This window comes from Propioniciclava flava (assembly GCF_004126535.1).
Taxonomy (GTDB): Bacteria; Actinomycetota; Actinomycetes; order Propionibacteriales; family Propionibacteriaceae; genus Propioniciclava; species Propioniciclava flava.
The window spans coordinates 198,332-220,038 of the sequence record NZ_PPCV01000005.1 but is presented as its reverse complement, the minus strand read 5'-3'; the positions used below and the strand labels follow the sequence as shown (position 1 = coordinate 220,038).

The window sequence follows — 21,707 nt, the reverse complement described above, 5'->3', positions numbered from 1 at the left end:
GAGCCATGACACCGTCTGCGCTGGTCAGCGCTCCTCGTCGCGCAACCGTTGGCTGATGACCGTGGAGATCCCCTCATCGCGCATCGTCACGCCGTAGAGCGCATCTGCGATTTCCATCGTCCGTTTCTGGTGCGTGATGACCAACATCTGGCTGTTCTCGCGCAACTCCTCATAAATGCCGAGGAGGCGACCCAGATTGGTGTCATCCAGCGCGGCTTCAACCTCATCGAGGATGTAGAACGGGCTGGGTCGTGCGCGGAACAACGCGGTGAGGAATGCCACCGCCACCAAGGAGCGTTCACCACCCGAGAGCAGGCTGAGTCGTTTCACCTTCTTCCCTGCTGGACGGGCCTCAACGTCGACACCGGTGGTCAGCCAGTTGCCCGGCTCAGTGAGGATCAGCCGTCCCTCACCGCCGGGGAATAGACGCGAGAACGTGAACCCAAACGCTTCTTCGACGTCGGCATACGCCTGGGCGAAGACCTCCTCCACGCGCGCGTCCACGTCGGCGATGATCCCGAGCAGGTCAGCACGGGTGCGCTTGAGGTCATCGAGTTGCTCAGCCAAGAACCGATGCCGCTCACTCATGGCCTCGAACTCCTCCAAGGCGAGCGGGTTCACCCGTCCTAGAAGATCGAGATTGCGCTGCGCACGGCGCAAACGCTTCTCTTGCTCAGCGCGCACGAACGGCACGGGGTCAGGGGCGTCGCCTTCACTGTCCCAGGCGGTGCCATCGGGACGACTCAGAACAGGCACCGGCTGATCGGGGCCGTACTCGGCGGCCAGCACCGCCGGGTCCAGGCCCAACTCGGACAGGGCCTTCTCCGCAAGGGACGCCACCCGCATTCTCTGTTCCGCACGCGCCACCTCGTCGCGGTGGGCCACATCGACCAACCCTTCGAACTCGCGGCTCAGATCGCGGCTGCGCTGCCGCGTGTCGTGGACGTTGCGGTCAGCCTCGATGCGTCGATCCTCAGCCCGCTTGCGTTCGGCTCCCGCCTGCTGCTGAGAGTCAGCCACGCGCTCCAACAGCCAGTCGCAGGCGACCATGGCAGCCCTCGCGGTGTCCCCCTCCCGCACCAGCCTCAGGCGACGGGCAGCGGCCTGCTCCCGCGCGGCCCGCTCTGCACGCGCCGCCCGCAGCAGCGACTCGGCTCGTCCCGCTAAGGCTCGGGCCCGCTCTTCGTCGGTCCGCAGCGCCAGCCGGGCGTCCATCTCGTTGTGGCGCGCCCGAGCCGCTTCCATCGCCAGCCGGTCACGCTCGGCAGGGTCTGCCTCGCGGATGTCGGTGGAGGCCTCGGCCCGCGCGAGCCGGTCCTCCAGGGCCTCCAAGGCCTGGGCGTTCGCCTGCTTCGCCACGGTCGCCGACTGCACGGCGGCATGTTGGCGTTCAGCCTCCGCACGCGCCGTGCGCGCGGCCTGGTTCAGTTGACCGAGTTGCTCGGCCAGGGCCGAGTATTGGGCGTCCGAATCGTGGAGCCGCGCCAAGGCCGCCTCGGCCTTCGCTGTGGCGGCTTGCACCTGGGTTGTGGCAGCAGACTGGGCGAACGTCAACCGCTCTGCGTCTGCCTGGGCCTCCTCCAAGGCCTCCTGCGTCTCCTCGACGGCTGCCTCGATCTCCATCAGGCTTGGCGTGGCTGTTGACCCACCGGACGCAAACCATGTCGACACCAGGTCGCCGTCGCGGGTGACCACTCGCCATCGCGGGTCGTGCGCGATGAGGTCAACGGCGGCGTCCATGTCTGGCGCGATGGCGACGCGCTGCAAGAGGTGCATCAAGGCGGGCCTGACGTCGTCAGCAGCGCGCAGCACGTCGATCGCGTATCTCGCCGCACCGGGTAGGTCGGGCCACGTCGATCGGTCGTCCGGGGTGGGACCCCCTGCGATCACGACACCCGCGCGACCCAGATCCTCAGCCTTCAGCATCGTCATGGCCGCGAGGGCATCATCGAAGCCTGCGACGACGACGGCGGCAGCGGCCCCGCTGAGGGCGGCGGCCACTGCCTGCTCGTAACCCGGCTCCACCCGGACCAGAGCTCCGATCGAGCCAAGCACGCCGCCCAGTTCCTCAGACGCAGCCAGAAGTGCGCCGGAGCCGTCACGTCGCTCCAACCCTAGGCGCAACCCCTCCAGGCGAGCGGACAAGGAGGCGCGGCGCTGCGCGGCGTCCTGCGCCGAGACTTTGAGCCGCTCCACGTCGCTCTCGCACTCGAGGCGCGCAGCTTCGGCGGCCTCATAGGCATCATCGAGCCCCGATTCACCGGCGGTGACGGCCCCGAGTTCGGTTTCCAGCGCCGTGTAGCGACGCGTCGCCGCCTCTGCACGGGCGAGGGCCTCCTCGCCCGCGCTCGTCAGCCTGGCGATTTCGGCGTCCGCGGCCTCAACCTTCGACCGCAGCGAGTTGACCTCCCCCGTCAGCCGGGCCAGCCCCTCACGCCGGTCGGCGATAGCACGCAGGGCCCCGGAATACTCCTTCTCCGCCGCCGCATGCGCAGCTTCCGCTTTCGTGCGAACGTCGGTGGCCAGGCTGAGAGCGTCGGCTCGCGCTGCCACGTCGGCCGCAAGAGCCCGCTCCGACTCCTGGATTGCCCGCGCCTCAGCCTCGGTGGCTTCTGGGTCTTTGCCCCGACGTTCGTCTCTCCCCGAGGTGTCCGCAGCCCGCACCCGCTCTGCCGCGATGGAGCGCGTCGACGTGATGCGCTCCTTGAGCGCGGCCAGGGCGTACCAGGTCTCCTGGGCTGCCGCCACGGCCGGAGCCGCATCGCGAGCGGCCTCTTCGGCGTCCGTCTCCGCCGCACGGGCACTCTCTAGCGCCGACTCCACAGCACGGCGTCGTTGAGTCAGGTCTGCTTCGGCCGCAAGATCGGACTCAAGCGACAGGGTGGCCATGACGTAGTCATCGGCGAGCACCCGCGCCTTGGCGTCGCGGAGTTCCGCCTGGATGACGGCCGCCTTGCGAGCCACCTCCGCTTGCCGCCCCAAGGGCTTGAGTTGACGACGGATCTCCCCCACTAGGTCCACGAGGCGGTCGAGGTTGACCTGGGTGGAGTCGAGCTTGCGCAGGGCCTTTTCCTTGCGCTTGCGGTGTTTGAGGACGCCAGCGGCCTCTTCGATAAACCCGCGTCGGACCTCAGGAGTTGCCTGGAGGATCGAGTCGAGTTGTCCCTGTCCCACGATGACGTGCATTTCCCGGCCGATTCCGGAATCCGACAAGAGCTCTTGGACGTCCAACAGACGTGCCGGTGATCCGTTGATCGCATAGTCCGACCCGCCCGAGCGGAACATTGTGCGGCTAATCGTGACCTCGGTGTACTCGATCGGCAGCGCACCATCAGTGTTGTCGATGGTGAGGCTGACCTCGGCCCGCCCGAGCGGGGCTCGTCCGGCGGTGCCGGCGAAGATCACATCCTCCATCTTGCCGCCCCGCAGGGATTTCACCCCCTGCTCCCCCATCACCCAACTCAGCGCATCCACAACGTTGGATTTCCCCGAACCATTGGGGCCAACGATGCAGGTGATGCCCGGCTCGAAGTTCAGCGTCGTCGCTGACGCAAAAGACTTAAAGCCGCGCAGGGTTAGGGATTTCAGATACACACCAACCGCCTAGGCACCCACACCCGCCGCGTGCTTGCGCCGCACGGCACGGAATGTCCACAACTTGTTGATGACGAAGTTGATCGGCATGGTCAAGATGATGGCGATCGCCTGTGCCCAATAAGGGCGTTTCGTCCAGAAGACCCCATCGTCGGTCATCCACGGTTCGGACAAAAACACCGGTGACGTGGGGTTCGTGAACGCGGTGAACAGCGCCGTCGTCACAAGGTTCGCGACGCACCCGACCAAGAAGAAGGGAAGATACTCCCGCAAGAAGGGAGCGCGGGCACCCTCCGCCCGGAAGGTCCAGTATCGATTCAGGAGGAAGTTCCACGTCACCGCGACAGCGAAGCCGATCCAGACAAAGAGATGCCCAAATCGGACATTGTACCCCGTGCCCACGAGGGGAAAAAGCACGGTGCGGTAGTCCACACCGAAGAAGTGGTGTCCGATGTTGCTGCACAGCGCAAACACGGCCATGTTCACCAAAACACCCGATCCACCCACTACGCCGAAGGTGACGAACTGGCGCACATTGTGCCCATGCCTGGCATAAAGATCCGAAAAGGCGCTCACGGGAACAGGAGCCTATCGGTCGCGGGGCGTGACGGGAGGATGTTGCCCTCTCCGCCTGCCGCAGCGCGTGTCATCCCCACCACAGGGCAACGCTACTGCGTGCGTCACCTCAGGGGCACCGACGGCCCGCTAGAACGTCGATGTCGCACGACCTGCCGGGGACAACAGTGCTCCCCGACCGATGCCGCAGCAGTTCCGAACTCGACCGTGGAACCCCACAGCCCGCTCTCTCTTTCGTCGCCCTCACCGGCTAGGTTCGACGCCATGACAGAGCTACCCGCCCGCCGCGACCCTCCCGCGTCTGGCCTGCAGCCTCCCCAGCCCTCGCCCCGCACGATGGTCGAACCCCCCGTGCGTTCGATCGACGTCACCCCTGCTGGGGTGAAGATTGAGGAGACGCTGTTCGAGACGCTGAGCGTCTCGGCACTGGCCGAGGTGCTCGGGCAGCCGCGTATCGTGCCGCCGGACGATCCCGCACCGGAGGCGAACGGGTACGTTCCGAGCACGCTCGCGATCTGGGACGATGCGGGCATTTTCGCGTTCACCAAGGGGGGCGATGAGGCGAGCGAACTCGAGGTTCGCCTGTCTCACGACCCCGTCGAAGAGGCCCGGGTGAAGTTCGATTCGCCACGATGCGGCCTTGCCAGATCTTCTCGGGAACCTTCACGGTTGCAGGGCGGAAACCCCTGGACGCGATCCCGGTGAAGGAACTCCGCAAGGCCTACATCATGCTCGAGACGAACGCCGGGAACTGGCAGACCACGTTCTTCCTCAACGACACCGAGTGCGGCGAGCTACGGGAAATGGAATTCCTCGATCGCTTCGCCAAACTCGACACCGACGAACTTGCCGACGTGGTGCGATCAGCGACCCATCCGTTCTCACAGGTGAGCATCCGCTACGAAGCGCCGAAGGTCGTAGGCAAGCCTTCCGGTAAGTGGAAACACCCGGCCTCCGATGAGGCCCTCCTCACCCTCGCATCGTTCCCCTTCCGGCTCGCCGTAATTCAGGAACTGATGTATGAACAAGACGCGCTGACCCCACGTTTCGACGTCTACGACTTCGCTCAGGACCGAGGGGCACGCTCCTTCGACCCGGACGAGGTGGGCTATGAGGTCATCCCCTCGGTGCGCACCTGGTTCCGGACGCTGCCGATCCCGGCTCGGCTGGCCGAACGCGTCGAAACGCTCGTGCTCGACGGCGGCAACGACATCTACCTCCAACTCATCCCCCAGTGGGACGGCGAGGACGACGCGTTCACGATCACCAGCCTGAAAGAAGCTGACCTCGCACCCTTCACGAACCTGAAGAAGGTCCAGGACATCGGCGGCTTCTTGCGTCCGCGCGCCCGGACCGCCCTCGTGAAGCACGGCATCGAGGTGGAGGACTGACGCCCGCGGCGGCGACGTCTGCCGCAGTGCTCAGTGCGAGCGTTGGCAGTGAGGGCAGAAGTGGGAGGACCTGTTGGTGAAGGCCACCCGCTTGATGGGTGTCCCGCAGCGTTCGCAGGGTTCCCCGTCGCGCTTGTACACGTGGAGATCTCGGCTGAAGTAGCCCGACTCGCCATTCACATTGACGTAGAGGTCGTCGAAGGACGTTCCGCCTTGGGCCAGCGCCGCAGCCATGATCTCCCGCGCCGATTCCAGCACCCGCCGCACGGTGGCCAGCGACAAGCCGTCCGCGGGGGTCTCGGGGTTCACCCGAGCCAGCCAGAGCGCCTCATCGGCGTAGATGTTTCCGATTCCCGAAACGACCCGCTGGTCGAGCAGGACGCGCTTGATCGCGCTTCGCTTGCCGTGGACGCGAGCTACCAGAGCGGGAAGGTCGAGGGCCGGGTCGAACAGGTCACGGGCGATGTGGGCCACAGCAGCGGGCAGTTCGGCACCGTCGGGGGCCAAGGAGAGTCCGCCAAACATCCGTTGGTCCACGAACCGGAGTTGGGCCCCGTCGTCGAGATCAAACAGGACGCGCGTGTGGCGCTGCAACGGGGCGGTGGGAACGTTAATGCGGAACTGTCCGCTCATCCCCAAGTGTGCCAGGAGTGCATCCCCGTCGTCGAAGGGCAGCCACAAGAACTTTCCGCGTCGGGCTGCCACTCCGAAGCGGCGCCCCACCAGGGTGGCGGCAAAATCGTCGGGACCGGTCAGGTGGGCACGGACCGGGCGCGGGTGTAAAACGCTGACGTGCAGCACGCTGCGATGCGTCACCGTGTCAGCGAGCCCCCGACGAACAACCTCGACCTCAGGCATCTCCGGCATGGTGGTGCCCGCTCAGGGGTGCTGGGAGGCCAACTGGCGATGCGCCAGTTCGGCAGCCCCTTGCTCGGCCAACTTCTTGGAGCGCGCGACAAAGGGGGCGAAGGTATCTCCCCCGACGACGGCGCGCGCTTCGAAGCGACGATTGTGATCGGGGCCCGAAGCCGTATGGACGTAATGGGGGGACGTCAGACCGAGATGCGCGGCCAGTTCCTGCAGTGCGGTCTTCCAGTCGGTCGCGCGTCCATCGGTGGACGCTGCCTCGACGACGGGATCCATCAGGGCATGAACGAACCTGCTTGCGGCTTCGCGCCCGCAGGAAAGGAACACGGCAGCAATCATCGCCTCGGTGGCATCGGCGAGGATGGAGTCCTTGTCGGCGCCGCCTGTTTGCCGCTCACCCTTACCCAGCAACAGCACCTGCCCCAAGGCGAGGCCGCGGGCCACGTCGGCCAGCGCATACGTGTTGACGACGGCGGCACGCATCTTCGCGAGCCACCCTTCGGGCTTATCGGGAAAGCTCCGGTACAGGTGTTCGGTGACGACAACCCCCAGCACAGCATCGCCCAGGAATTCCAGGCGCTCATTGTGGGAGGCGCCCCCGTGCTCGAAGGCCCAGGAACGATGCGTCAGGGCAAGCCGATACAGCTGGGGATCAATGGTGATCCCCAGCTGCGTGAAGAGCTCTTGGACGCGGCCACCGGCCGCGGACATCACTGCTCGATGACCTGGCGGCGGGCCGCACGCGGGCCGTACTGGCCGCACGTCGGGCACGCCGTGTGGGGAAGGTGCTTGCCCCCACAGGCCGGGTTGGCGCAGTTCACGAGCGTGGGCGCGGACGTCTTCCACTGCGCACGACGGGAACGCGTGTTGCTGCGGGACATCTTCCGCTTCGGAACAGCCACGTCAAACTCCTCAATCCTGGGGCGCGAACGCCCTCTCTCAGTCCAAAGTCTCGTCAGCCCAGCCGACCAGCGACGCCCACCGTGGGTCAATCGCATCGTCGTGCCTGTGCTCGGGATCGTCGTTCAGATTGACCCCGCAGACGGGGCACAATCCGGCGCAATCCTCCCGGCACAGCGGGATGAACGGCAGATCGAGTACCGCGGTGTCTCGCAGGACCGGTTCGAGGTCGATCATCTCGCCCTCAACCCGGCTGGCCTCGGCATCGTCGGGATCCACGCTCGGGAAGAGGAACAGTTCCTGCAGGTCGATCTCGGCAGAAGCCTCGATCTCGGTCAGGCACCGAGCGCACTCCCCGCGCAGCTGAACCTCAGCGACGCCGGTGGCCAACACCCCATCCCCCACTCCCTCGAGCCGAAGATCGAGATGGATCGGGGAACCTGTCGGCACTCCGATTACGTCATTGCCTAGACCTTCAGGTGCGGGAGCGTCACAGACGACCTCTTTGCTTCCACCCGGCTGATGCCCGAATTCGCGAATGTCGAAGACGAGTTCAGATCGGGGATCGACCAAGCGAGTTGCCCTCACGTCCACCCCTCACCCTGCTGGCACGACAACGTCATAACCGAAGGGAAAGCCTACCTGCTTCCTCGCGGGTGGCCAAACCGTTGCCCCGCGAGCCGCACTCACGCTCACCGTAGGCCCGCCGCACCGAGATGTAATATCCGCGACACATGGAGTTCAACAACGAGTCGACGGCCGGACCAGAACTCGTCCTAGCTTCGGCGTCGGGCCGCAGACGCGGCAGACACCAGGGGGAACATGACGACACAAGCACGCATCCCGTCGCGCAAAGGCGCACGGGTCACTCAGCGGACACTGCGCGAGTGGCTGATCTTCGTCTTGTTCGCGGCCCCGAACGTCGCCCTCATCGTGGCCTTCACCTATCGGCCGTTGCTGACCAACATGTACTACTCCACGCTTGATTGGACTCTCGGCTCGGCCACGGCCACGCCGGTGGGGCTGGCCAACTACGTGGAGTTCTTCACCAATGCCGAGTCGCTCGGCGTGCTCCGCACCACGGCGATCTTCACGGTCGCCACAGTCGGGGGCTCGATCCTGCTGGGTCTCGGATTGGCCCTGGTGCTGAACCGACGCCTCGTGGGCCGTGGCTTCGCGCGCGCCACCGTCTTCGCTCCCTACGTCCTCTCCGGTGTGGGGATCGGCCTGGTGTGGCTGTTCATCTTCGATCCGACCACCGGCGTGCTGTCAGCCATCCTGCGCTCACTTCACCTGCCGGTCCCGGAATGGTTCCTGCAGCCGAACCTGTCGCTGGCCATGGTGATCCTGGTCTACATCTGGAAGAACCTCGGCTACTGCGCGGTCATCTACCTCGCAGCGCTGCAAGCCGTCCCGCGCGACCTCCTCGAAGCCGCCGCACTCGACGGCGCCGGACGCGCGAAGACGTTCACCACCATCGTGTGGCCGCTGCTGTCACCCACGTCGTTCTTCTTGCTGATGACCACCCTGCTCTCATCGTTGCAGTCGTTCGACCTGATCCGAATCATGACGCCGCTGGGCAACGGCACGACCACGCTGATGTACGACGCGTACCTGCAGGCCTTCGGCGGCTACAACAGGGCCGGGTACTCTGCGGCCGTCTCCACGATCTTGTTCGTGCTCCTGCTCGCCCTCACCGTCGTGCAGTTGCGCCTCATCGAGCGGAAGGTCCACTACGCATGATCGACACCGTGATGAGGACGCCGGCCGAACCCGCCGCCGCCCCGACACCGCCCGCGCCCCGTGCCGCCTCCAGGAAGTCGCACCCGCGCCACGGTTCCGCACTGGACCACGAGTCCACGCTCTCGCTCATCTTCCGCGGCTATGTGCCGTTGATCCTGGCGACCTTGATCATCGCGCTGCCCCTGATCTGGATGATGCTGGGGTCGTTGAAGACCAGTGGTGAGGTGGTATCCCGCGACCTGGTGTGGCTACCTGGCTCCCCCACCTTCGACGCTTATCTCACCGCCTCGCAGAAGGTCGACTTTCCGCGACTGTTCCTCAACTCGACCCTCGTCACCGTCGTGGGAGCGGGGATCAAGGTCCTGCTGGCGCTGACCACGGCCTATGCGCTGGTCTTCGTGCGGTTCCCGTTCAAACGCACCATCTTCGCGGGGATTCTCGTGGCGTTGATGGTGCCCCCGCAGGTGTCCCTCTTGCCGAACTACATTCTCATCTCGGGATTGGGCGGGGCCAACACGTACTGGGGCATCATCCTGCCTGGCCTCGGCACCGCCTTCGGTACCTTCCTGCTGCGCCAGCACTTCTTGTCGCTGCCCGCCGAGATCCTGGAGGCCGCCGAACTCGACGGTGCGGGCCACCTGCGCCGCCTCGTCCAGATCGTGATCCCCCTCTCCACCCCCACGATCGCCACCGTGTCGTTGGTCACGATCGTCAATGAATGGAACGACTACATCTGGCCTCTCATCATCACCACTGACGACCAGATGATGACCCTCCCTGTCGGGCTGACCCTCTTGAAGAACCTCGAGGGCGATCCGAGTTCCTACCCGATCCTCATGGCCGGCGCCGTCGTCGTGATCGTGCCCGTGCTGATCGTGTTCACCTTCCTCCAGCGCTACATCGTGGCTGGGCTCACCCAGGGCGCGGTCCGTTGACCGTTCCCCCAACTCGACCCTCGACCTCGGGGGCCGTTCGAAGAGGAGAGAAATGTTCGCATCCCTGACCACCTCGTCGCTCAGCCGACGCTCGCTGCTCGGCGCTGCCGGGATCGGGCTCGGCGCCGCAGTCCTCGCCGGCTGCGGGGGCCCGTCGGTCGCCGGCCCCGCGGCATCAGGTTCCCCATCCACCAATCCGGCTGGCCCGGACTTCACGGGCGTCACCCCCGCCAAGTCGATCACGTTCTGGTCCAACCATCCCGGAAGCTCCGAGGCGGTTACCCAGGAGATCATCGCCGCCTTCACCGCCAAGGAAGGCATCGAGGTCAAGCTCGTTACGGCTGGCTCCAACTACGAGGAGGTGGCCACCAAGTTCCAGGCGGCCCAGGCTGGCGGCCAACTCCCCGACATTGTCGTGTTCTCCGACGTGTGGTGGTTCCGCTACTTCCTGGCCGACTCGATCATCCCGCTGGGCAACGCCTTGAAGGCCGCCGAGGTCGACACGGCCGACTACCGGCCCGGCTTGTTCTCCGACTACCAGTACGCGGGCGCTCAGTGGGCTGTCCCGTGGGCCCGCTCCACGCCGCTGTTCTACTACAACAAGGACCACTGGAAGGCCGCCGGGCTTGAGGACCGCGCCCCCAAGACGTGGGCCGAGTTCAACGACTGGGCCCCCAAGATCAAGCAGGCCAACCCCAGCATCGCGCACGTCTACGAGCACCCTGCTCTGGCCGACTACGCGGGCTGGACGCTGCAAAACATCCTGTGGGGCTATGGCTCGGGATGGTCGAAGCAGAACTCCTTCGACATCACGTGCGACGACGAGAAGGCCGTCGCCGCGTTGACCTACGTCAAGGATTCGGTCTATGCCAACGGCTGGGCGGGCGTCGCCTCCAAGTCCGGCACCGACGACCTGGCGGCGGGCGCCATCTCCGCCACGCTGGGCTCCACCGGATCCCTGGTCGGCATGCAGAAGGCAACCGCAGGAAAGTTCAGCCTCGGCGTCGGGTTCCTCCCCGGCGGCCCGGTCTCGACCTCCCCGGTGTGCCCCACCGGCGGTGCCGGGGTCGGCATCCCGAAGAACATCTCCAAGGAGAACCAGCTCGCTGCGGCCAAGTTCATCGGCTTCCTGACCAACCCGGCCAACACCGTCAAGTTCGCCGGGGCGACCGGCTACATGCCGGTGCGGACCTCCGCCGATACGAGCTCGCTCCTGGCAGCCAACCCGCTGGCCGGGGAAGCCATCAAGCAACTCGACGTCACACGCCCCCAGGACTACGCACGGGCCTTCCTGCCCGGCGCGGACCAGGAAATGGCCAAGTCCATCGCGTCGATCCTGACCCAGGACGCCGACGTCAAGGCCACCATGACGACCCTGCGCGGCGTCTTGGAGAAGATCTACACCAGCCAGGTCAAGGGCAAGATCTGAGTGTTCTTCCCGCGCGAGGCCGCGTCATCGCACCGTCGATGGCGCGGCTTTGCCGTCCGCATCTAGCGTGGGGGGCTCAGCGCTCGGACGTCTTGGCCGCGATACGCCGTGCAACCTCAGGGGTCACGAACTGGCTGACATCCCCGCCGAGTTTGGCGATCTCGCGGATCATCGTCGAACTCAGATGCGACCACTGAGCCGACGTCGGCAACATGATCGTCTCGATGCCCGTCAGAGCATGATTCATCTGCGCCATCTGCAACTCGAAATCGAAATCGCTGGCGAAGCGCAGCCCCTTCACGATCACGTCGACGTCATGGGCGCGGCAAAAGTCGACCAGCAGCCCGTCCAGCAATGTGACGGTCACACCCGGAAGGCCCCCCACGGCGTCGCGGAGCATCGACACGCGTTCGTCGGGAGTGAACAGGTAGTTCTTGGCGCTGTTACGCCCCACCGCGACGATGACCTCGTCGAACAGTCGTGCCGAGCGGGCCACGATATCGAGGTGCCCATGGGTCACCGGATCGAACGAGCCGGGGCAGATGGCCTTCATGCTTCCTCCTTGCTGGCCAGGTACAGCGTCGTTTCACCATAGCGACGCGTGCGCTGGTCAGGCAGGGACTGCGGCCACTGCGGTGCAGGCCCGCGGCTGGAGCGCTCCACCACAATCAGGCCGTCGTCGGCTAGCCAACCATCCACGACGGCGCCGATCTGCGCGTCCACCACTGCGGCGGCCACGTCGTAGGGGGGATCGAACCACACCACATCGAACGGCTGCGGTCGCCCCGCCAGGTAGGTCTCCACCGATGAGGTGACCACGTCGATCGGCAAGTCAGTGGCGCGGGCATTACCGCGAGCCAGCGCGGCCGTCGAGCGATCCTTCTCCACGCACACGACCGGCCCGGCTCCGCGGCTCGCTGCTTCGAGCGCAATCGCCCCGGTTCCGCCGTACAGATCCAGCAAGGAAAACCGCTCCAGCATCGACTCGGCGGGTTCACCAACGGTGCCTGCCCAATCGGCGATCAGGTTGAAGGCTGACTCCCGCACCAGGTCCGAGGTGGGGCGGGTGCGGTCATGGGTGGGTGTGCTGAGGCGTCGCCCGCCTGCACGGCCCGCGATGATACGGCTCACCTCGTCAGGGTAGCGATCTGCGAGACCTACGACCGATCGATCCACTCCTGACCAGCCAACCTGTTGGTTTGCGTGACCGCGTCCGCGAACCCGGGGGTCGACTGTTCGGGATCGCGCGCGACGGCCTCCTCGGCGAGCACCCGGGCGGCGTCGATGAGGTCGGCGTGATCGAGGACGCGCAGCAGCCGCAGCGTGGAGCGTCCCCCCGACTGGCTGGCGCCCAGCACGTCACCCTCGCGCCGCTGCAGCAGATCCAGTTCGGCCAGCGCGAAGCCGTCCCGCGTGGCGGCGACAGCGGCGAGGCGTTCCCAACTCGTGGCATCCGGCTCCGCTGAACTGACCAGCAAGCACACGCCGGGGAGGTCGCCTCGCCCGATCCGGCCCCGTAGCTGATGCAACTGGCTGATCCCGAAGCGGTCGGCGTCCCAGATCACCATCATCGTGGCGTTCGGAACATCCACCCCGACCTCGATGATGGTGGTCGCCACTAAGACGTCCACGTCGCCCGCGGCGAAGGCGCCCATCACGGACGCCTTCTCCTCGGCCGGGAGCCGACCATGCAGCACCCCGACGCGCACCTGGGCGAGCGGCCCCTGGGCCAAACGTTCCGCCAACTCGACGACACCCAACCCCTCGGCGTCCTTGCCACCCCCGATGTGCGGGGCGACCACGAAGGCCTGTCGGCCCGCCGCGACCTCTTCCGCGACCCGCTCCCAGGCCCGCTCAACCCAGGCGGGCCTGCGGATCGCATCCACCACCGTGGTGGTGACGTCGGCGCGGCCCGCCGGCAACTGCGCGAGGGTGGATACGCTCAAGTCCCCGAACACGGTCATGGCGACCGACCGTGGGATGGGAGTCGCCGTCAGCACGAGGACGTGGGGACGAGCCTGGGCACGGTCCGTCAGGATCGCCCGCTGCTCGACGCCGAATCGGTGCTGCTCATCGATGACGACAAGACCGAGATCCACAAACGAGACCGTGTCCGCCAGCAAGGCGTGCGTCCCGATGACGATGCCTGCCTCGCCACTGGCGATCTTCAACAATCCGGCCCGCTTGCGTGGTGCCGGGGTGGAGCCGGTGATGCACACGACGTCGGTGGCCACGTCGGGGGCCCCCAGGACGCGCCCGCCGCCCAGATCACCGAGCAACCTCGTGATGGTGTCGGCGTGCTGCTGGGCCAGTACCTCCGTGGGCGCCAGGAGGACGGCTTGGCCCCCGGCGTCCACGACGGCCAGCATCGCGCGTAGGGCTACGAGTGTTTTGCCCGAGCCAACCTCGCCCTGCAGGAGGCGCTGCATCGGAGCCTGACGTGCCAAATCGGCAAAGATCTCCTCCGACACCACCCTTTGCCCCTCGGTCAGCGTGAAGGGAAGCCGGGCGTCGAAGGCGTCGAGCAGGCCGCCGGCGATCCGGGGCCGGGGCCCGGCTGCATGACGCGCATTGTCGGCCCGGCGGTAGGCCATCGCCACCTGCGTGGTAAACGCCTCATCGAACCACAGGCGCTGCCGTCCGCGATCGATCTCCTCGCGTGACTCAGGCCGGTGCACCGCACGGAAGGCGTCCGCGAGGCCGATCACGCCGGCGCGTTCACGGACCCACGCGGGCCACGGGTCCTCTGCCGGTAGGGCGTCCAAGGCGAGGCGTTCGCATTCGGCGATCGTCCACGTCTTGAGCTTCGCTGTCGCAGGGTAGAGGCCCACCAGACCAGAGCGGGACAACTCCGCAATGCGCTCCTTCTCCTCGGAATTACCCACGACGCCGCCCGCCGCATCCAGCATGACGAACGCCGGGTGGGTCATCTGGGGCTGGTCGCGAAAGCTGCCCACTTTGCCGACGAAAATCCCGCGCACACCTGCCGACAACTGGCGCTGCCACCACCCGACGATGGAGGCGCGCCCGAAGAAGGTGGCGCTCAGCCGACCGTGTCCATCGGTCAATGTCACTTCGAGCCGAGAGTTGGGGGCTCGTCTTCCCCCGGTGAACCCACCTCGCCCCTCGAACACCTCGGTTTTGGCGACGCGCGCCATGACAGCGACATGTTCGCCTTCCTCCAGCGTCGCCAGGTCCGTCAGTTCTGTTCCGGCAAGGTAGTGGCGAGGCACGTGACGCAACAGATCCCCCACGGTGCGGACGCGCAGCGCAGCAAAGGACTCCGCCGCCTTCGAACCAAGCAGCGTGCCGACGTCGGCGTCTAAAGCGCGGAAGGCCTCGGTTCGCCAGGGATCGTGTGGGCTCACACTCTGCATCCTAGGCAAGCGCAGCGACACTCCTTACAACGCGAAAAGACCCGCCCGAAGGCGGGTCCATCGTGATCGCGAGGATCGGTCAGCGCGCGACCTTGCCAGCCTTGATGCAGCTGACGCAGACGTTCATGCGCTTGGTGGAACCGTTCACCACAGCCCGGATCGACTGAATGTTCGGGTTCCAGCGGCGGTTGGTCTTCTTCTTCGACCAAGGCACGTTGTGGCCGAAGGTCGGCTTCTTGGCGCAGACGTCGCACACGGCGGCCATGGGACTACTCCTCTAAAAAGCTGGGCAACGAGACCGCATCCGCGTCAGGCGCGGACGAACAAGGCTCGCATTCGGAACCAAGCCAGTGTAACCGCTCTCGACGAGAAACAACAATCTAGGTCGCCAGGACGACGGGGACGATCATCGGACGGGCGCGATAGCGCTTGCTGACCCAGCGACCCAGCCTGCGACGCATGAGCTGCTGCAGCGGGTAGGTGTCCTCCGCTCCATCGGCCAGCGCCTCACGCAAGCCACCAGCCACCTCAGCGCTGATGGAATCGAAGATCCCCTCCTCGTCGATGAAACCTCGGGCGGTGATGATCGGCCCCTCCACGAGTTCGCCCGTGTGCAGGTTCACCACGGCGATCGCCGAGATGAAGCCTTCCTCACCCAGGATGCGCCGCTCATCCAGTTCTGCATCGCCCACGGCGTCCACCGTCGAGCCGTCAACGAACACGTAGTCGGCCTCCAGGCGTCCCACCACGGCGACCTTCCCGTCGTGAAGGTCCACCACGGTGCCGTCCTCCACGACCACAGCGTTCTCGCGGGGAACGCCCGTGGCGATGGCCAGTTCAGCGTTGGCGTGCAGGTGCCGCACCTCGCCATGGACGGGCATCACGTTGCGCGGCTTGACCAGGTTGTAGCAGTACAGGAGCTCCCCCGAGCTGGCGTGCCCGGAGACGTGAACCAGCGCGTTGCCCTTGTGGACGACCTTGACGCCGTTCTTGGTCAGGCCGTTGATGACGCGCGACACCGAGTTCTCGTTCCCAGGGATCAAGGAACTGGCCAGCAGGACCACGTCGCCGGGGCCCGCCGTGATGATCGGGTGCTCATGGTTCGCGATGCGGCTCAGCGCGCTGAGCGGCTCGCCTTGGGATCCGGTGGAGACGATCACGACATCCTTGGGCGCGTACTTGTCGATGTCGTCGAGCGCGATCAACGTGTTCGCGGGCACCTTCAAGTAGCCCAGCTGGGCGGCGATCGTCATGTTCTTCACCATGGAACGCCCCACGTAGACGACCTTGCGGCCAGCCTTGACCGCCTCGTCCATGACCTGCTGGACGCGGTGCACGTGCGAGGAGAAACAGGCAACGATGAGCCGTGCAGACGCGTGGGAGAACACCCGCTCCATGGCCGGCTGGATGTCGATCTCGTGGGTGGTGAAGCCGGGGGTCTCGGCGTTGGTGGAGTCGACCATGAAAAGATCCACGCCCTCCTCCCCCGCCCTCGCGAACCCACGCAAGTCAGTGAGGCGGCCATCCAAAGGAAGCTGGTCCATCTTGAAGTCGCCGGTGTGCAAGACGGTGCCCGCCTTGGTTCGCACCAAGACGGCGAGCGCATCAGGGATGGAGTGGTTGACGGCGAGGAACTCCAGATCGAACTCGCCCATCGTGGTGCGCGATCCGGCTTCCATCTCCCGCAGGTCGACGTTGCGGATGCGATGCTCCTTGAGTTTCTCCCGCAGGAAGGCCAACGTGAGTCGGCTACCCAAGACAGGGATGTCGGGGCGGCGGCGCAGCAGATAGGGAACGGCGCCAATGTGATCTTCATGGCCGTGGGTCAGGACCAGGCAGGAGATGTCGTCCAGGGTTTCGCCCAGCAGATGCAGCGACGGCAAGATCAGATCGACTCCAGGATGGTTCTCATCTGGAAACAGGACGCCGCAGTCGAGAATCAACCGCTGGCCGTTGATCTCAAAACTGGCGCTGTTGCGCCCGACGTCGCCAAGCCCTCCCAACGGAGTGATCCGGAGGGTGTCGGGGCGAAGTGTGGGTGGGGTCTGCAGGGGTTCTCGCACCTGACCAGCTTATCGGCCGGGGCGGGCGCTCCCGCGCCGTTAGGATGTGGCGGTGACTGACGCGCCTCGCTTTGCCGATTCCTGCCGCCTCGCGCTCCCCTCAGAGGCCGAGCGCCTGGCCGCTTTGCAGCGGCGCAGTTGGCAGCAGTTACTGCCCGCGTCGGTGGCAGAAGAGATCCTGGGTGAGGTCGACCTGGCGACCATGACCGCCGCATGGCTCCAGGCGATTCAGCGCCCTCCGCTGGCGAAGTTTCGCGTGCTCGTTGCGGTGGCGGACACCCGCGTGGTCGGTTTCGCCGCGGTAGGCCCCTCCGATGATCCCGACGCCGACCCGGGCGCTGACGCGCTCGTCGGAGAGTTCATCATCGACCCCGTCCAGCAACGACAAGGCCACGGTTCGCGCCTGCTGAACGCCGTCGCCGACACGTTGCGTGCGGACGGCTTTACTCGGGCGACCTGGTGGGTGCGCAGCGATGATGATCCCCTGCGTGCGTTCCTCGATTCGGCGGGATGGGCCGCCGACGGGGCCCATCAAAGTGTCGGCACGGAGGCGTCCGCCACGGAGCTGAAGCTGGTGCGTGTGCACACCGACCTCGCCTGACGGACGCCTACCGCGCCTCAGCGACGCCCTACCTAGACGACGTCCTCGTCAACCCACTCGAGGGTCTTCGTGACGGCCTTCTTCCAGTTGCGGAAGAGGCGCTCGCGTTCGCCCTCATCCATCGACGGGGTCCACCGCTCGTCCTCGGCCCAGTTCTCGATGACGTCCTTCTCGCCCTCCCAGTACCCGACGGCGATGCCGGCCGCGTAGGCAGCACCCAGCGCTGTCGTCTCGGCGACCACGGGACGCACCACGTCCACACCGAGTTGATCGGCCTGGAACTGCATGAGGGTCTGGTTGGCCGTCATGCCACCATCCACGCGCAACTCGGCCAGGCGGACGCCGGAGTCGGCTTCCATGGCGTCGAGGACCTCACGCGTCTGGTAGGCGGTGGACTCCAGCACAGCGCGAGCGATGTGGCCCCGGTTCACGTACCGGGTGAGCCCCACCAGGGCGCCACGGGCGTCACTGCGCCAGTACGGCGCAAACAACCCGGAGAACGCGGGCACCAGGTAGGCGCCGCCGTTGTCCTCGACCGTCGCGGCCAGTTCCTCGATTTCTGGGGCGCTGTCGATGATCTTGAGGTTGTCGCGCAGCCATTGGACCAACGAGCCGGTGACGGCGATGGAGCCCTCCAGCGCATAGACGGGCTTGCGTCCGGCGATCTGGTAGCAGACGGTCGTCAGCAGACCGTTCTTGCTGGGGACGATCTCCTCACCGGTGTTCATGAGCATGAAGCAGCCCGTGCCGTAGGTGTTCTTGGCCATGCCTCGCTCGAAGCAGGCCTGGCCGAACGTGGCGGCTTGCTGGTCGCCCAGGATGCCCGAGATCGGCACACCGCTCAGCGAGCCCGCCGGGCGGACGTGCCCATACACCTCCGAGGACGACTTGATCTCGGGAAGCATGGACATCGGGATGCCCATCTCCGCGGCGATCTCCTCGTTCCAGCTCAGCCCCTCAAGGTTCATCAGCAGCGTGCGCGAGGCGTTGGTGACGTCGGTGACGTGGATACCTCCGTCGACACCGCCGGTGAGGTTCCACAGCACCCAGGTATCCATGGTGCCCATCAGGAGTTCCCCGGCCTCGGCACGCTCGCGGGCGCCCTCGACGTTCTCGAGGATCCACACGACCTTGGGTCCAGCGAAGTAGGTCGCCAGCGGCAACCCGACGCGGTCCTTGTACCGGTCAGCGTCGCCTTGGGCAAGACGGGTACAGATCTTGTCGGTGCGCGTGTCCTGCCACACGATGGCGTTGTACACCGGCTCGCCGGTGAGCTTGTCCCACACCATCGTCGTTTCGCGCTGGTTGGTGACCCCCACGGCGCTGATCTGGTCGCGGCTCACGTTGGCCTGTGCCAAGGCGATGCCGACGACTTCGCGGACGTTGTCCCAGATCTCCACCGGGTTGTGCTCGACCCATCCGGCACGGGGGAAGATCTGTTCGTGTTCCTTCTGCCCCGTGGCCACGATGCGGCCCTGGTGGTCGAAGATGATGGCGCGGGAACTCGTCGTCCCCTGATCAATGGCGAGAACGTACTTCTGAGTCATGGTCAAATTTCCTTTCACTGCGTTGTGGATGGGGGCGACACTCAGGCCGGCAACAGGACGCCGCTGGCAAGACCGGCCACGACACCGCCGATGAGGGGGCCAACGACCGGCACCCACGAGTAGCCCCAGTCAGCACCCGTCTTACCCGGGATCGGGAGAACGGCGAACGCGATACGCGGGCCAAGGTCACGAGCCGGGTTGATGGCGTACCCGGTCGGGCCACCCAACGAGATACCGATGGCGACGACGAGGAGGGCGACGCCGAGGGCCCCCAGCCAGCCAAGGCCGCCAGGAGTGTGCGTTGCCGAGTCGCCCCAGTGGCCGGCGCCCAGCACGACAAACACCAGGACGAAGGTGCCAATGGCCTCGGTGACGAGGTTCCACAGCGGGCTGCGCACCTCAGGAGCGGTCGAGAACACACCGAGCTTGACCGCACCGGGAGCATCGGCGTCGAACTGCTTCTTGTAGGCCAGCCAGCAGGCCACGGCTCCGATGAAGGCGCCGACGAACTGGGCCGCGATGTAGGTGGCGATGGACGCCGCTGAGACGGCGACCCCGGGGACGAACTCCTTGGTGCCCGAAAAGACGATCCCCAACGTGACTGCGGGGTTCAGGTGCGCACCCGACTTGTAGGAGACCAGGACACCGGAGAAGACCGCGAGGCCCCATCCCCAGTTGACGAAGAGAAATCCGGTGCCGTTGCCTTTGGTGCGCGGCAGCGCCGTGTTGGCGACAGATCCGGCGCCGAGCAGGATCAGCATCGCTGTTCCCACGGTCTCGGACAAAAAGATAGTTGCGAGAGACATCGAGAATCACTTTCTGACACGTCTCTGTGTCAAAGCTGTATCGACAGGAAAAGGGGTTGTACCTTTCTGACGAGCGACGCCGGGACCGCGCCCCCAGTTGCGGTCCCGGCACACAATCACTGCAGCGTGGTGTCTACCACGTCGGCGGCCCCCATGCGGATCTCGGAGGCGGCCTGGTCTGTGCCTGCGGCCTGGGCGGCGAGTTCCGCCTCGGCGCGGTGACGGTAATTGTCCTTCTCGTGGGCGGCCTTCTCCTCATCCCATCCGAGGATCGGGGCGGCGATCGCCGCCGTCTCCTCGATCGCCGCGATGCCGCGGTCGGGCGTGGTGGAGTTCAGGCGGACACGCTGGATGAAGATGTCCTCCAGGTGCAACGCCCCCTCGTAACGGCAGGCGAACGCCACTTCGGCGCCGATGTACCAGTCGCAGGACTGGAGCGGCTTGCCGAGTTCTGGGTCGGCATCGACCAAGGCCAACACGGCATCGATCTCTGAGCCGTAGCGGTCGCTCAGCGACTCGACCCGCTCCTGCGTCCAGCCGTAACGTGCCGCGATCTCACCGCGACGGTTCACGACGGCCTGGTAGCCGTCGGCGCCCAGCAGCGGTGTGTCCTTGGTCACCGAAGGCCGTTCGGCCGCCGCTTGCTTGCCCAGGGCCACATCGACGGCGTCCTCGGCCATGACACGGTAGGTGGTCAGCTTGCCGCCGGCGATGGCGACGAGGCCGGGCGTGACCTCCATGGTGGTGTGCTCGCGCGACACCTTCGCCGATTTGGCCTCATCGGAGCCGATGGGTTGCAGCAGGGGCCGCAGGCCCGCATAGGTACCGATGATGTCGTCGCGGGTCAGATCGGAGGCGAGGACGGCGTTCGCATGCTCGAGCACGTAGTCGATGTCCGCCGAGGTGGGAACCGGGTGCTCGAGTTGCTCGTGCCAGGCGGTGTCGGTGGTACCGATGACCCAGTAGTGCATCCACGGGATGATGAACAAGACCGACTTCTCGGTGCGCAAGAACATGCCCGTCTGCGCCTTGATCCGCTCGCGCGGGACGACGATGTGGATGCCCTTGCTCGCGAGCACCTTCAGGCCTGCTCGCGTCTTCGCCATCGACTCGGTCGTCTCGGTCCACACGCCCGTCGCCATGATGATCGACTTGGCCTTCACCTCGAGGGTGCGGCCGGTCTCAGCGTCACGCAGGGTCGCTCCCGTGACCCGGCCGTCGGGTTGCTGTTGGATCTTGACCACCGCGGTGCGGCTGGCTGCGGTCGCGCCGAAGCGCACCGCGCTGCGGACCAGGTTGATGACCAGGCGAGCGTCGTCGACCCGGGCATCGTAGAACTCGATGGCACCGATCAAAGCGTCGGAGCGCACGTCGGGGAACAGGTGCTGGGCCCCAGCCTTGGACAGGTGCTTTTGCGTCGGAACGGTCTTCTTGCCGCCCGATCCTGCCAACGCAAGCACGTCGTAGAGCCCGACCCCGACAGCGGAGTAGGCGCGTTCGATGACCGGCGTCTTCAGCGGCCACAGGAAGGGCTGCGCCTTCACCAGGTGGGGGGCCAAGGTGGTCAAGAGACGGCCGCGCTCGCGCAGGGCCTCCGCGACCAGGGCGAAGTCGAGGTTGTAGAGGTAGCGCAGCCCCCCGTGCACCAGACGCGAGGAACGGCTCGACGTTCCCGAGGCCCAGTCCTGAGCCTCGACGATGGCCGTTTTCAGGCCGCGGGTGGCCGCATCGAAGGCCGCGCCGGCACCGGTCACTCCACCACCGATGACCAAAACGTCGAACTCGTCGGTCTCCAAAGCATCCAGCGCTTGTTCGCGCTGCTCGTGGTTGAGGGCGGGGATCGTCATCGCATGCTCCTTGGTACACGTCCGTGTGCTG

20 protein-coding genes are annotated in these 21,707 nt (G+C 66.1%); 6 read left to right on the top strand and 14 right to left on the bottom strand.

The features are described from left to right. Nucleotides 1-24 precede the first annotated feature (24 nt). On the bottom strand, nucleotides 25-3,594 hold the full coding sequence (gene smc / locus C1706_RS08955; RefSeq protein ID WP_129458896.1) for a chromosome segregation protein SMC: 3,570 nt from the start codon (nucleotides 3,592-3,594) through the stop codon (nucleotides 25-27). A gap of 9 nt (nucleotides 3,595-3,603) precedes the next feature. Further along, a complete protein-coding gene (locus C1706_RS08950) occupies nucleotides 3,604-4,170 on the bottom strand; it encodes a GtrA family protein (protein ID WP_206661055.1) in 567 nt (188 codons plus the stop codon). Between the two features lie 264 nt (nucleotides 4,171-4,434). Between C1706_RS08950 and C1706_RS08945 the strand changes: the two genes are divergently transcribed. After that, nucleotides 4,435-4,875, top strand: a complete 441-nt coding sequence (locus C1706_RS08945) for a DUF7738 domain-containing protein (RefSeq protein WP_129458895.1) — start codon at nucleotides 4,435-4,437, stop codon at nucleotides 4,873-4,875. Next, complete coding sequence (locus tag C1706_RS08940; RefSeq protein WP_129458894.1) at nucleotides 4,872-5,561, top strand: DUF6892 domain-containing protein; 690 nt, start codon at nucleotides 4,872-4,874, stop codon at nucleotides 5,559-5,561. Before C1706_RS08945 ends, C1706_RS08940 begins: the two co-directional genes overlap by 4 nt. Before the next feature lie 30 nt (nucleotides 5,562-5,591). On the opposite strand, the gene mutM is transcribed toward C1706_RS08940, so the two are convergent. Genes mutM through C1706_RS08920 form a run of 4 tightly spaced genes read right to left on the bottom strand, consistent with a single transcriptional unit; the run spans nucleotide 5,592 to nucleotide 7,916 of the window. Continuing rightward, entirely contained in the window at nucleotides 5,592-6,428 is an 837-nt protein-coding gene (gene mutM / locus C1706_RS08935; RefSeq protein WP_129458893.1) for a bifunctional DNA-formamidopyrimidine glycosylase/DNA-(apurinic or apyrimidinic site) lyase, read from the bottom strand. A 12-nt stretch (nucleotides 6,429-6,440) separates the two neighbouring features. Further along, a complete protein-coding gene (gene rnc, locus C1706_RS08930; protein ID WP_129458892.1) occupies nucleotides 6,441-7,139 on the bottom strand; it encodes a ribonuclease III in 699 nt (232 codons plus the stop codon). Then, nucleotides 7,139-7,330, bottom strand: a complete 192-nt coding sequence (gene rpmF / locus C1706_RS08925; RefSeq protein ID WP_129458891.1) for a 50S ribosomal protein L32 — start codon at nucleotides 7,328-7,330, stop codon at nucleotides 7,139-7,141. Before rpmF ends, rnc begins: the two co-directional genes overlap by 1 nt. Before the next feature lie 37 nt (nucleotides 7,331-7,367). Beyond that, on the bottom strand, nucleotides 7,368-7,916 hold the full coding sequence (locus C1706_RS08920; protein ID WP_129458890.1) for a YceD family protein: 549 nt from the start codon (nucleotides 7,914-7,916) through the stop codon (nucleotides 7,368-7,370). A 234-nt stretch (nucleotides 7,917-8,150) separates the two neighbouring features. Here C1706_RS08920 and C1706_RS08915 point away from each other — a divergent pair, with 234 nt between their 5' ends. Genes C1706_RS08915 through C1706_RS08905 form a run of 3 tightly spaced genes read left to right on the top strand, consistent with a single transcriptional unit; the run spans nucleotide 8,151 to nucleotide 11,435 of the window. Beyond that, the gene (locus C1706_RS08915) at nucleotides 8,151-9,071 is read left to right on the top strand and encodes a carbohydrate ABC transporter permease (RefSeq protein ID WP_129458889.1); all 921 of its coding nucleotides are present in this window, start codon (nucleotides 8,151-8,153) and stop codon (nucleotides 9,069-9,071) included. Beyond that, complete coding sequence (locus C1706_RS08910; protein ID WP_241653504.1) at nucleotides 9,068-10,006, top strand: carbohydrate ABC transporter permease; 939 nt, start codon at nucleotides 9,068-9,070, stop codon at nucleotides 10,004-10,006. The genes C1706_RS08915 and C1706_RS08910 overlap by 4 nt, the downstream gene beginning before the upstream one ends. Before the next feature lie 52 nt (nucleotides 10,007-10,058). Then, nucleotides 10,059-11,435, top strand: coding sequence for an ABC transporter substrate-binding protein (locus C1706_RS08905; protein ID WP_129458888.1), 1,377 nt, complete (start codon nucleotides 10,059-10,061; stop codon nucleotides 11,433-11,435). Nucleotides 11,436-11,511: 76 nt separating this feature from the next. On the opposite strand, the gene coaD is transcribed toward C1706_RS08905, so the two are convergent. The 5 genes from coaD to C1706_RS08880 form a co-directional block, all read right to left on the bottom strand. Next, entirely contained in the window at nucleotides 11,512-11,988 is a 477-nt protein-coding gene (gene coaD, locus C1706_RS08900; protein ID WP_129458887.1) for a pantetheine-phosphate adenylyltransferase, read from the bottom strand. Then, a complete protein-coding gene (locus C1706_RS08895; protein ID WP_129458886.1) occupies nucleotides 11,985-12,566 on the bottom strand; it encodes an RsmD family RNA methyltransferase in 582 nt (193 codons plus the stop codon). The genes coaD and C1706_RS08895 overlap by 4 nt, the downstream gene beginning before the upstream one ends. Nucleotides 12,567-12,592: 26 nt before the next feature. Then, nucleotides 12,593-14,812: an ATP-dependent DNA helicase RecG gene (locus C1706_RS08890; protein WP_129458954.1), complete on the bottom strand. Its 2,220-nt coding sequence runs from the start codon at nucleotides 14,810-14,812 to the stop codon at nucleotides 12,593-12,595. Nucleotides 14,813-14,891: 79 nt separating this feature from the next. Then, nucleotides 14,892-15,077, bottom strand: coding sequence for a 50S ribosomal protein L28 (gene rpmB, locus C1706_RS08885; protein ID WP_129458885.1), 186 nt, complete (start codon nucleotides 15,075-15,077; stop codon nucleotides 14,892-14,894). 115 nt (nucleotides 15,078-15,192) lie between these two features. Further along, the gene (locus tag C1706_RS08880; RefSeq protein ID WP_206661054.1) at nucleotides 15,193-16,875 is read right to left on the bottom strand and encodes a ribonuclease J; all 1,683 of its coding nucleotides are present in this window, start codon (nucleotides 16,873-16,875) and stop codon (nucleotides 15,193-15,195) included. Between the two features lie 52 nt (nucleotides 16,876-16,927). On the opposite strand from C1706_RS08880, the gene C1706_RS08875 reads away from it, so the two are divergent. Beyond that, complete coding sequence (locus C1706_RS08875; protein WP_129458884.1) at nucleotides 16,928-17,476, top strand: GNAT family N-acetyltransferase; 549 nt, start codon at nucleotides 16,928-16,930, stop codon at nucleotides 17,474-17,476. Between the two features lie 32 nt (nucleotides 17,477-17,508). Here C1706_RS08875 and glpK read toward each other — a convergent pair whose 3' ends face one another. The 3 genes from glpK to C1706_RS08860 form a co-directional block, all read right to left on the bottom strand. Continuing rightward, nucleotides 17,509-19,023 carry a glycerol kinase GlpK gene (glpK, locus tag C1706_RS08870; RefSeq protein ID WP_129458883.1) on the bottom strand — a complete coding sequence of 505 codons (1,515 nt, stop codon included), beginning with the start codon at nucleotides 19,021-19,023 and terminating at the stop codon, nucleotides 17,509-17,511. Between the two features lie 41 nt (nucleotides 19,024-19,064). Further along, nucleotides 19,065-19,829: an MIP/aquaporin family protein gene (locus C1706_RS08865; protein ID WP_129458882.1), complete on the bottom strand. Its 765-nt coding sequence runs from the start codon at nucleotides 19,827-19,829 to the stop codon at nucleotides 19,065-19,067. A gap of 116 nt (nucleotides 19,830-19,945) precedes the next feature. Next, nucleotides 19,946-21,676, bottom strand: coding sequence for a glycerol-3-phosphate dehydrogenase/oxidase (locus C1706_RS08860; RefSeq protein WP_129458881.1), 1,731 nt, complete (start codon nucleotides 21,674-21,676; stop codon nucleotides 19,946-19,948). Nucleotides 21,677-21,707 lie beyond the last annotated feature (31 nt).